At 32.3% G+C, this 12,062-nt stretch carries 10 protein-coding genes, 1 other RNA gene and 1 pseudogene; 2 read left to right on the forward strand and 10 right to left on the reverse strand.

The genetic code is table 11. The annotated features are described in order from the left end of the window. Positions 1 to 15 precede the first annotated feature (15 nt). The 7 genes and pseudogenes from HMPREF1040_RS06625 to HMPREF1040_RS06650 all read right to left on the reverse strand — a co-directional run bounded on the left by HMPREF1040_RS06625 (position 16) and on the right by HMPREF1040_RS06650 (position 6,676). Entirely contained in the window at positions 16 to 276 is a 261-nt protein-coding gene (locus HMPREF1040_RS06625; RefSeq protein WP_235808660.1) for a pro-sigmaK processing inhibitor BofA family protein, read from the reverse strand. Further along, positions 273 to 863 (reverse strand): recombination mediator RecR, encoded by a 591-nt coding sequence (recR, locus tag HMPREF1040_RS06630; protein ID WP_007393153.1) that lies wholly within the window; start codon positions 861 to 863, stop codon positions 273 to 275. Before recR ends, HMPREF1040_RS06625 begins: the two co-directional genes overlap by 4 nt. Beyond that, on the reverse strand, positions 863 to 1,180 hold the full coding sequence (locus HMPREF1040_RS06635; RefSeq protein ID WP_007393198.1) for a YbaB/EbfC family nucleoid-associated protein: 318 nt from the start codon (positions 1,178 to 1,180) through the stop codon (positions 863 to 865). The genes recR and HMPREF1040_RS06635 overlap by 1 nt, the downstream gene beginning before the upstream one ends. Positions 1,181 to 1,191: 11 nt before the next feature. Further along, positions 1,192 to 3,177, reverse strand: coding sequence for a DNA polymerase III subunit gamma/tau (dnaX, locus tag HMPREF1040_RS06640; protein ID WP_007393229.1), 1,986 nt, complete (start codon positions 3,175 to 3,177; stop codon positions 1,192 to 1,194). A 36-nt stretch (positions 3,178 to 3,213) separates the two neighbouring features. Beyond that, positions 3,214 to 3,422: signal recognition particle sRNA large type (ffs, locus tag HMPREF1040_RS07860), an RNA gene on the reverse strand. A gap of 46 nt (positions 3,423 to 3,468) precedes the next feature. After that, positions 3,469 to 4,304 (reverse strand): annotated as a pseudogene (gene dapF / locus HMPREF1040_RS06645) (diaminopimelate epimerase). Positions 4,305 to 4,378: 74 nt separating this feature from the next. Next, the gene (locus tag HMPREF1040_RS06650) at positions 4,379 to 6,676 is read right to left on the reverse strand and encodes a hydratase (RefSeq protein WP_007393150.1); all 2,298 of its coding nucleotides are present in this window, start codon (positions 6,674 to 6,676) and stop codon (positions 4,379 to 4,381) included. 191 nt (positions 6,677 to 6,867) lie between these two features. Here HMPREF1040_RS06650 and HMPREF1040_RS06655 point away from each other — a divergent pair, with 191 nt between their 5' ends. Continuing rightward, positions 6,868 to 8,214, forward strand: a complete 1,347-nt coding sequence (locus HMPREF1040_RS06655) for a citrate synthase (protein WP_007393159.1) — start codon at positions 6,868 to 6,870, stop codon at positions 8,212 to 8,214. Then, complete coding sequence (locus HMPREF1040_RS06660) at positions 8,214 to 9,218, forward strand: isocitrate/isopropylmalate dehydrogenase family protein (RefSeq protein WP_007393141.1); 1,005 nt, start codon at positions 8,214 to 8,216, stop codon at positions 9,216 to 9,218. Before HMPREF1040_RS06655 ends, HMPREF1040_RS06660 begins: the two co-directional genes overlap by 1 nt. Before the next feature lie 28 nt (positions 9,219 to 9,246). Here the strand turns inward: HMPREF1040_RS06660 and HMPREF1040_RS06665 are convergent, their stop codons facing one another. From HMPREF1040_RS06665 to HMPREF1040_RS06675, 3 genes are all read right to left on the reverse strand, one after another. Then, complete coding sequence (locus HMPREF1040_RS06665; RefSeq protein ID WP_007393191.1) at positions 9,247 to 10,050, reverse strand: class I SAM-dependent methyltransferase; 804 nt, start codon at positions 10,048 to 10,050, stop codon at positions 9,247 to 9,249. Positions 10,051 to 10,138: 88 nt separating this feature from the next. Beyond that, positions 10,139 to 10,576 carry a Dps family protein gene (locus HMPREF1040_RS06670; RefSeq protein WP_007393218.1) on the reverse strand — a complete coding sequence of 146 codons (438 nt, stop codon included), beginning with the start codon at positions 10,574 to 10,576 and terminating at the stop codon, positions 10,139 to 10,141. 106 nt (positions 10,577 to 10,682) lie between these two features. Continuing rightward, positions 10,683 to 12,020, reverse strand: coding sequence for a hemolysin family protein (locus HMPREF1040_RS06675; RefSeq protein ID WP_007393139.1), 1,338 nt, complete (start codon positions 12,018 to 12,020; stop codon positions 10,683 to 10,685). Positions 12,021 to 12,062 lie beyond the last annotated feature (42 nt).

Consider the following 12,062-nt stretch of genomic DNA (forward strand, 5'->3'; position numbering starts at 1 on the left):
ATATCACTCCGCTATCTATTGTAAAAACGTATAATACAATGTCAACAATATAGTTCCGGGAAATCCTAAAATACCTATAATGATTCCCGTAACAGCTGTAATAGGAACAGTTGCTAAGCCAATTATAGAACCATAGGTATTAATAACATATAACACAACAATTCCCATAATAATATGCATAGTCAATTTACGCAATGGCATTAAAAATATTTTATTAATAATAAATAAAATAATTATACCCCCTATAATCCATCCATACTGCATTATTATTCTCACATCTCCTGTCGATTTTCTACGGCACCAGCTAAGGTCACTTCATCGGCATATTCAATATCGCCCCCCATAGGAATACCGCGAGCAATTCTTGTTACTTTTATACCTGCTGTTTTTAATAATCTTGCTAAATATAACGCAGTTGCTTCGCCTTCTACATCCGGATCCGTTGCAAGTATTACTTCTTTAATATCCGTATTCCCTAACCGTTGCAATAATTCTTTAATACGCAAATCATCAACACTCACGCCATCAAGCGGAGATAAAGCTCCCTGTAAAACATGATATAAACCATGATAATTACCACTACGTTCGATAGCCAACACATCTTGTGTTGTTTCAACCACACAAATAATAGTATGATCTCTTTTTACATCACTACAAATAGGACAAGGATCTTGATCAGACAAATTAAAACACTGGGAACAAAAACACATACTTGCCTTCGCTTGTTGCAACGCACTAATAAATTCATCAACCTTTTCTTTCGGTTCCTGCACAATATAATAAGCTAATTTACGTGCTGTTTTTACACCAATTCCAGGTAAACGACGAAATTGTTCGGTTAATCGTTCTAATGAATGATCCATCAAAAGAGCCCCGGAATATTCATGCCACCAGTAATTTTTCCCATTTCTTTTGCTGTTAATTCATCTATTTTTCTATTTGCCTCATTTACTGCAGCTAAAAATAAATCTTCTAACATTTCCATATCGTCTTCAACTGAAATATTTTTATCAATATGAACAGCTTCAAGCATTTTTTCTCCATTCATAACAACAACCAATGCACCACCGCCAACAGTCACTTCGACCGTACGTTTTTTTAAATCTTCTTGTAATTTTTGCATTTCTTTTTGCATTTTTTGTACTTTTTTCATCATACCTTGCATATTTCCACCAAACATATTATTTCCTCCTATTCATGCTCGCCTTTATAAGGATCTTCTTCTATATATATATTACATTCTCCTAACCTTTTGAGCAATGGTTCGACAACACTCTTTTCTTTTAAATTCATTTTTTTTACATCGTTCACTTGTGCATCAAGCACTGTATTCGTTTCAGCATTATCCATATGCACATGAGTTGCTGATACTACTGCTGCAAGCGTTTCTTTCTTTTGATAAAGAACCTCTTTTTTTTGTACATTATCATTATTTTTTTTTAATAAAGCGGTACTTTTTTTCTCCCATACTTTTATTTGAGAGTCACTATCTAAATAAACTTGTACATAACATGTAACTTGTAAAATAGAACCAAAGGCCTCTTCTAGCATCTTCCGAGCATTCTCTTCTTTAAGTAAATTAAAACCAAAACTAAATTTATCATTCAAACTTATCACAATCGTATTTTTTTCTATGCATACGATTTTTCCCTGTCCAAAAGCATAAGCAATTCTCTTCTTTTTTTTATCATTTAAATACCTTAATACCTGTTGAAAAATTTCTTCGTATTCTATAGAAGAATATAATTTTTCTTTCTTTTCAGATGTAGTTTTATTGGTTATATTCCCCGTAGAAACCACTTTTTCTGATAAAACTACTGCTTCTTTTGCTTCTTTTGCTTCTTTTGCTTCTTTTGTGCGTGCTTCTTTTATATTGTCTTGACTACATGGTACATCTATCTCAGAAGCAACTGTATAATCCTCTTCATAATCATCAATTTCATCCTTATCTTCAGGTATATTTGAAGTTACAGAGGTTATAATCGGTTTATTTTTTATTAATGTATCGACCTTTGTTTGTAATTGTAATACCATGTTTTCTAATTGATTTACCTGCAAAGCTAAGGCACTATCACTTATATTGGTATTCTTATTTTCTCCTTGTGCCGCCATTAATAAACCCATTTCTACAATAACTCTCGGCATAGGCGATGTTTTAACTTGTAACAGGGTTTCTTGTAGTACTTTTAATATATAAAACAATCGTTCCGATGTTATTGATTGTGCTTGTTTTTCTAATTCTTGCATTTGTTCGGCATAATCTGCCATGACGTCTGATGTAGCATGAACTTGCATAAACATTAATGCCCGAATATGTTCAATAAAACTAGACAGGATAATATATGGCTCTTTTCCTAAATGAATAATGTGATCTATTTGTTTTATAATTTCTTTACCCTGATTATGAAATATAGCCGTACTTAAAGAAAAAATCCACTCTTTTCCCAATAATCCTAAAACTTGTCGGACCATATTATCATCAATATATTGTGTACCATTTCCCACACATTGATCTAACATGCTCAACGCATCTCGCATACCTCCTTCAGCTTGTACAGCCAAAAGCCTTGCCGCTTCAACAGTTAAAGATATATTTTCTTCTTTAGCAATATATAATAACCGAGACATAATATCGTCACTAGAAATACGATGGAACTCATACCGCTGACACCTAGATAAAATAGTAATCGGAATACGTTCCGGCTCCGTTGTTGCTAAAATAAAAATAACATGACTTGGTGGCTCTTCCAATGTTTTTAATAATGCATTAAAAGCTTCAATCGTAAGCATATGTACTTCATCAATAATGTATATTTTTTTTCTACCTTCTGCAGGTAAAAATTTTATCGTTTCACGTAAGGTACGAATATCTTCAATACTACGATTAGAAGCTGCATCAATTTCTACTACATCTAATGAATCTCCCTCTATAATTTGAGTACAAATAGAACAAGTGTTACAGGGATTTCCATTTTGTTCATGTTCACAATTAATAGCTCTTGCAAATATTTTAGCCATACTTGTTTTTCCTGTGCCACGAGGGCCTGAAAACAAATAAGCATGGGCAATCTTATCTAAGCAAATAGCTTTTTGCAATATTTCTGTTACTTGTTTTTGTCCTACTACATCGGAAAAACTTTTAGGACGCCATTTACGATATAACGCAATATAAGCCATAAGATACCTCTCATAATATACAAAAAAAGCAGCTACCGCTGCTTCACTCTATTTTAAAAGTACTCGTGTATGATAATTCGCCAGGTTTCCCCATGGCACATAAAAATAACTATTTATCGCTGCTTCTTCTCAGACCTGACGAGGTTCATAGGTTTTCATTGCATAGGCCCCAACGAATTACCATACATCAGTACTTTTATTAATAAGCTATATTATTATAGCTTATTAATAAATATTTAGCAAGGGAAAAGGCATAATCGTAAACAACCTTACCAATTATGCCTTTTTATTTTATTCTTTCCATTCCCCTACAAACGAAACAGCCGCAGGTCCCGTCATATAAACATTTCCATCGTCTTCATTATATTCTATATGTAAGGTGCCTAAATACAATTGGACATCAACACTTCTCCCTGTAAATCCATTTAAATAGGATCCAACAGCACAAGCACAAGATCCCGTTCCACACGCCAAAGTAGCACCAGCACCGCGTTCCCATGTATGAACTTTAATCGTATGATCGTCTATCACTTGAACAAAATTCATATTGGTCTTTTTAGGAAAAACAGGATTAGTTTCAAATTTTGGTCCAAGTGTAAGTAAATCAACTTTTTCTACATCTTTTACATATGTCATTGTATGTGGAACACCCATTAAAATACTCGTAATATAATAAGTGTCACCATCAATAATTAATGGTTCGTTAACGACTTTTCCTTCTGGTCCATTCATAGGAATTTGTTCCCGTTCCATATAAGGTTTTCCCATATTAATAGTAACTAAGCTAACCTTACCATCTTCCCCGACAATAACTTTTGGTTTCATAATACCAGCTAATGTTTCTACGGTAAACTCTTTTTTGCTAATAAAGCCATTGTCATATACATACTTAGCAAAACAACGAATACCATTACCACACATTTCAGCTTCACTACCATCCGCATTAATAATACGCATACGTATATCTGCTACATTACTAGGCACAATAACGATAATGCCATCTGCACCTATACCAGTATGCCGATCACACAACGTAATAGCTACTTGTGAAAAATCCTTATTCATTCCATTTTTATCTTCAAAAAAACAAAATCATTTCCTAAACCATGCATTTTCACAAATTTCATAAATCTTCCTCCTTTACTACTTACATTATACTTAATTTTATAGAAACTAGAAAATAATATATGAAAATATTTTGTTATTCTATGTTTAATTTTCTCTTCTTATTAAAGTTAATTAAACAACCATCACATATAATATCCCGTTCCATATCTGTAAGCGTTTCCATATATAATGTAATTTCGTATATTTGTTCTCCTAAAACATATGCTTTACATTCCCTTCGCCCTTCCATTACATATTGACGAATATAAGGAATAAAAATATAATCACCCACATCAAACATAGGTATATCCTTCATTTGTAAAGGTAACATGCCCCAATTAATAACATTAGAGCGATATCTTTTGGTTGCATATTCTTGACAAATATTCGCACCCCCACCTAACACACGTTGACAACTGGCCGCTTGTTCTCTCGCAGATCCATCACCAGGCTTAACACAATAAATTAAACTTGCTATGCTTGTATTATTCCAATTTGCCTTACCTTCAAGTGTATTTATTTTTTTGCCTATTTCAATTAATGTGCTATCTGTATATGCTAACATCTCATTTTCTTGACGGCGTGTTTTTTCTAATGCTGCCACGGCCTTAGCTCGTGATACATAAAGTGGCTCTCTTCTTGACAACGTAAATTCTGCTAATCCTAACGGATTAGAACGATAAGAAGAGGTTTCTCCAGAAGGAATTAATTCATCTGTAGTAGTAACAGCATCCATAATTTTTGCACAAACGTTTAACACTAAATGTTCCGATAAAGGCGGTAATATTGGCCAATCTTTTATATTCGGCCCATAAATCAAAGGACTTTCTATTTTTTTCTTACCAAATCCCTCATACACACGTTTTTCATAAGACGTATTATCATATGCGTAAGAAGTTTCTACATAATCATCAAAATAGCCTTCTGCCGATGTTAAAAAGCCACCATTTCTAGCCGTTGCCGCAATAGAACGAGCATCCATTAAAGCAACTGCTGAAAATTGTCCATTTCCTGGTTTAGAGCCTTCACGATTTGGAAAATTACGAGTCGTATGCCGAATACTAAACGCATTATTTGCTGGCGTATCGCCTGCACCAAAACAAGGTCCACAAAAGGCCGTTTTCACAACCGAACCGGCCGCCATTAGTGAACTTACACAACCATTACGAATTAAATCCATATATACAGGTTGTGAAGACGGGTAAACTTCTAAGGAAAAAAGATCATTTCCACAATTAGCATCCTTTAACACATGTGTAGCCGCTACAATATTACCATAATTTCCACCAGCACACCCGGCTATAACACCTTGTTGTACATAAAATCGACCATTTTTTAATTTATCTGTCAACGAATAGTCAATATTAATCCCTATGCGTTCTTCAATTTCTTTCTCAACAGTACGTAAAATATCGCTAGCATGTTGTATAAATTCATCAATTGTATATACATTACTCGGATGCATAGGCAAAGCAATCATCGGCTTTATCGTAGATAAATCAATCTCAATAAAACCATCATAATACGCAATTTCACGTGGCTCTAATTTTACATACGCTTCTTTTCGTCCATGTAACGCTAAATACTCTTCCGTATCTTCATCCGTTTGCCAAATAGATGTAAGACAAGCTGTTTCTGTCGTCATAACATCAATACTATTACGAAAATCTGTATTCATATATTGAATTCCTGGACCAATAAATTCCATTACTTTATTTTTTACATACCCCTTTTTAAAAACAGCACCAATAATAGCTAACGCAATATCATGCGGGCCTACCTCAGGTGAGGGTTTACCAGTTACATATACTCCAATAACTTCCGGATAAGCTATATCATATGTATCCAATAATAATTGTTTAACTAGTTCACCGCCACCTTCACCAATCGCCATGGTTCCTAACGCACCATAACGCGTATGGCTATCTGAACCTAAGATCATTTTTCCACAACCTGCCATTCGTTCACGCATATATTGATGAATAACGGCAATATGAGGTGGTACAAAAATACCACCATATTTTTTTGCAGCAGATAACCCAAAAACATGATCATCTTCATTAATCGTACCACCCACAGCACATAATGAGTTATGACAATTTGTTAATACATACGGTACCGGAAATGATTCCATCCCTGAAGCTTTTGCCGTTTGAATAATCCCCACATAGGTAATATCATGTGAAGCCATCGCATCAAACCGAAGACGTAACGCATTTTTATCAGTTCCCATGTTATGTTTTTGCAAAATTCCATAAGAAATAGTTCCTTTTTTTGCTCGTTTTCGCATTATTATTTTTTCTTCTCGTCCATATTTTTTTTCATATATTTCTTTTTCTATCCATTTTTTTCCTTGCAATACATATACGCCATCATCATGCAATATAATCATATAAAATCACCTTTTTATTATTATTTTCTTATTATAAAAAATAATATAGTATTATTTTCTTATTATAAAATAAAATGATATTTTATTACATATAATATCATATAATTCAAAAATAATCACCTTTTTTTTATTTTTATGATATAATATACTATAATTACAATTTTTAAATCATCAATAAGAGAGGTATGGCTATGATTGATAATAATATTTGCTTAGCTCAATTTTATGGGAAATCACAAAATTACACAAAAATCTCCCGTACTTTATATAATAAGTATAATGTAAAACGAGGATTACGCAATGAAGATCATACAGGCGTCCTCGTTGGTTTAACTCGTATAGCCGATGTTATCGGTTACACTCGTGATGATACAGGCAACAAAATAAATTGTAATGGCGTTCTTTATTATCGTGGTATAGATATTAATGAATTAGTAACAAACGATATATACCAAAAATATTTATATGAACAAGCGTCTTTTTTGCTATTATTTGGGTATTTACCCACAACTAAAGAACTCGACGATTTCTGTTCTATCTTACAAAAAAATTACGAATTACCTCATGAGTTTTTAGAAATGAACTTACTTCGCTTGCCGGGAAAACATTTAATGAACAAACTACAACATGCTTTGTTAACACTTTATAATTATGATAGCGATCCTGATAATACAGAAGTATATCCTACATTGCAAAAAGGACTTAACATTATGGGTAAATTACCCTCTATTGCAGTATATGCATATATGTCAAAAATGCATTACTATCATCGCAAAAGTCTTATTATTCATTATCCCCGAGCAGATTATTCTACCGCAGAAAATATTTTATCTATTCTCAGACCACAGTCAACATTCACACCACAAGAATCACGATTACTTGATTTACTCTTATTTCTACATGCCGATCACGGTGGCGGTACCAATTCTACATTTACCAATGTAGTCGTTTCTTCTACAAACACCGATTTATATTCCAGTATGGCTGCATCTATCGGTGCCTTAAAGGGTTCTCGTCATGGTGGTGCTAATATAAAAGTATCCCTTATGATGGAAGAAATTATAAAAACGCTTGGCTTACATGCTTCAGAAAAAGAAATAAAAAAAATAATTGAGAAAATAATAAATCATGAATTTTTTGATAACCAAGGATTGATATACGGCTTTGGTCATGCTGTATATACCTTAACTGATCCACGGGCAGAACTCATTAAAATGTATTGCCAACAATTATCAAAAGAACGTACAGAAGTAAAAGAATTATTTGATTTTTATGTACGATTTGAAAAATTAGCTAAATCATTTTTATCTGAAAAAAATCAAACCGCGGTCTGCACAAATGTTGATTTTTACAGTGGGTTTGCTTATCAATTACTAGGTATACCACGTGATTTATATACACCATTATTTGTTATTAGCCGTTTTGTAGGCTGGTTAGCCCATAATATAGAACATAAATTATACGATAACCGTATTGTCCGACCCGCTACAAAATATGTAGGCAATACAGAATCATATATACCTTGGGAGGAAAGATAATGAAACCAATTACCGTATTTAGAGGAGATGGCATTGGCCCTGAAATTACCGATGCCGTACTAACTATTTTAAACGAAGTAAAAGCTCCTTTTACTTATGAAATATTTGAAGTGGGTGAAAAGGAATATCATTCCCATGGTGCTCTAATTCCACCACAAGCTTTTGCATCCTTTGAAAAAACAAAACTATTATTAAAAGCACCTATTACTACTCCTATTGGCTGTGGATTTCGCTCCTTAAATGTACTATTACGTGAAAAATACAATCTGTTTGCTAATATTCGTCCCGCAAAAAGTACCCCAGCTATCAAAACACCTTTTTCTCATGTTGATATCATTACATTTAGAGAAAATACAGAAGATTTATATATTGGCGTAGAATATAATATGGATGCCGATACAATTCATGCAATAAAAAAAATAACCAAAAAAGCTTGTTTGCGAATTATAAACGCGGCCTATCAATATGCACAAAAGCATCAAAGAAAAAAAATAACCTGTGTTCATAAAGCAAATATTTTAAAAAAGAGTGACGGTTTATTTTTAGAATGTTTTAATACAATAGCTAAAGAATACCCCCATATCCAAAGTGATACCAAAATTATAGATAATCTCTGTATGCAATTAGTAATGAAACCAGACGAATTCGATATATTAGTCATGCCTAATTTATATGGTGATATTGTATCTGACCTCACTAGTGGTTTAATCGGTGGTCTAGGGTTACTTCCTTCTATGAATATTGGTGATGATTATGCTTTATTTGAAGCTGTACATGGTAGTGCTCCGGATATTGCAGGAAAACATATTGCTAATCCAACTGCTCTTTTATTATCAGCTTGTTTATTATTAGACCATACAAACCATAATGACATAGCAGAACAAATTCGTACAGCGATTCAACATGTACTAAAAAATACGACTATTCGTACACCTGATATCGGTGGCACAGCAACAACAGAAGAATATACACAAGCCATTATAAGGGCATTAGCTCATAACTAAAAACTAGGTTGTTCTCTAAGAGAACAACCTAGTTTTTAGTAGAATATTCATAAATGCCTAATCGATTATTCATCATATACATAATAGGTGCGAATAACTTCCAATACCATGGCCCTATTGCTAATAATGTCGGTGTAAAAGAAATAAGATCTACTTGTTTTAAGTGTGGAACTAATTCAACTAATTCTTTTCCCGTTTGTGATCCCCAAGTAAAAGGAATATCCATATTTTTACACATATCATGAATATTTTCTTTATGCACTAAATATTTTGAAAGTAAATCAATATGAATTGTATATGATGAAAAAGCACTTTGTAAAATACGAAATAATGCTAGTATTTCATCAATATGAAAATACATAAAAACACCTTCACTCATGCACAAAATAGGTTTATTCTTATTTTTTACTTCATATACCCAATCAGAATCTAATAAAGACCTCCCAATATTATGAATTCGTTCATGAGGAGAAAAATACCTCTCTCTTAATTGTATTACTTCTGGAAAATCAACATTGTACCATTCTATCTTCCCTTGATCGATACGATAAAATCGACTATCTAATCCTGCTCCTAAAGAGATAACAATACTATTAGGATATTTCATTAAAAATTTTTTAGCTTCCCTATCCATCACAGTGGCTCTTGCTAAAATACCATAATAAGATTTTTTCTTTCCCTTAAAAATACTAAAATCATATTTTTCTCGTAAAGAATAATAAATATCTATCGCCTTCATGTCACCCAAAATAGGATTATCTTGCATAGCATCTTGTGCACGAACATATAAAGGAATCAATAATGTAGAACTAACACCTGCTAATGTATCCATATATCTTCTCCTCCGGCTAATCACAAAAATAGAGAATAATGTAAATACATTATTCTCTATTTTATATTATAATTTATCTTGTACTGTATTATTCTTGTGACTGATGTAACATCCAAATAGATTTACTATATTCACCAATATAATTATCTGCCATAGCAGAAACTTCATAAACATTATTTTCATCAGCAAGTGCTTTAATATCGCTAATTTCTTTTTTCATAAACGTAAAATCTTCAATTAAAGATTTAATAATAACAGCACCTGATACTTTTTTATTTTCAGCTTCTTTTAAAGTAGCTACTTTTAAATAATCTGCCATCGTTCCTAATGGTTGACCTTGTAATTTTAAAATTTCTTCAGCTACAACATCAATACTATCATTAATATGATCATAATATTCTTCTAATTTAGCATGTAAAACAAAAAATTCAGGTCCTTTTACATTCCAATGATAATTTTGTAACTTACGATGTAATACAGCCAAATTAGACATATGCATGTTTAATTTTTCAATCAATTTTTCCATTACTATTACCTCCTCAAAAAAACTCTCTCACATTTAAATCGAAAATGATTTTTACTATTAATAGTTTACCATATTCTTCCTTATTTGTAAACATATTTATAATTCGCTATGATTTTTTTGTAACTAATACCTTATCTACTCGCAAATGATCCATATCTATAACTTCAAAAGTAAATCCACGCCAACTATAACAATCTGTTTCAATGGGAATTCTTCCTAATCCATAAATAATAAAACCTGCTATCGTCTTATATAAATCATCATCTTCTTCTGGCAATAAATCCATGATATGAAAATAATCTTTAAACTCTTCAATCGTTACCATGCCATCAATAAGCCATTCATTATCATTTCTTTGTATAATTTTATTTGCCTCTTCTTTCTTTTCTTCTTCCCCTGCTGGCATAATACCTACCAATTCTTCTAAAATGTCATGTAACGTGATAATACCAGTAAAATTACCATATTCATCTAATACTATACCAGCATGCACACTATGCTCTCTAAAGGAACTTAAGACATTTATGATATTCATTGATTCGGGTATATAAATAGGCTTATATAAACATTGTTGTAATAAATGCTGAATAGATATACTATGCTTATTTTGGATTAATTCATAATACGTTTTAAATACTTGTTTAATTGAAATCATACCGTAAAATTCATCTAACGAACCCTTACCAACGGGTAAATTACTGTGTGTAAAAGACATCATTTCTTTCATAATAGTATTATCATCATCATCCAAATCTAACCATTCTATTTGCATTTTATTCGTCATAATATCACTAGCATCCATATCAGATAAACGAAAAACACGATCGATCAAGACTGATTCTTCTTTAGCAAATGAACCTAATTTAGCCCCTTGTTCTAATAAAATTTTAATTTCTTCTTCCGTTACGGGTCTAGCAGTTGTCGTTGATATCCCAAATAGTTTTGTAAAAAACTGAGTAGATATAGCTAAAAACCAAATAATAGGCGTACAGAGTAAAGAAAAATACAACATAGGACGAGCTAATATACAAGCGATTTTCTCTGGTTTATCAATGGCTATGCGTTTAGGTACGATTTCTCCTAAAATAATAGATAAATAAGTAATACTTCCAATAATAGCCACTAACGAAATAATATGGGCATACATATTAATGAAAGGAATTTGTGCTACATACATAGATAACGGTTTAACTAATTCTGTTCCACCATATACACCTGTCAATAACGCAATAACAGTAATACCGAATTGTACCATTGAAAACATTTTATTCGGATTTTCTTGTAATTTTAAAACAATTGCTGCAGCTGAATTGCCATTCTCCGCCATCGTTTCTAATTTTGTCTTTCGACAACTAACAATAGCCATTTCTAACAATGAAAATATACCATTGGCTATAATTAAAATTAAAATAACTAAAATTTGTTTTCCTAATGAAACTTCCATTATCGATCCTTTCTTATAAAAAACCCCCAGCCGTAATTACGG

The sequence above is a fragment of the Megasphaera sp. UPII 135-E genome, from assembly GCF_000221545.1.
Lineage (GTDB): Bacteria > Bacillota > Negativicutes > Veillonellales > Megasphaeraceae > Megasphaera > Megasphaera hutchinsoni.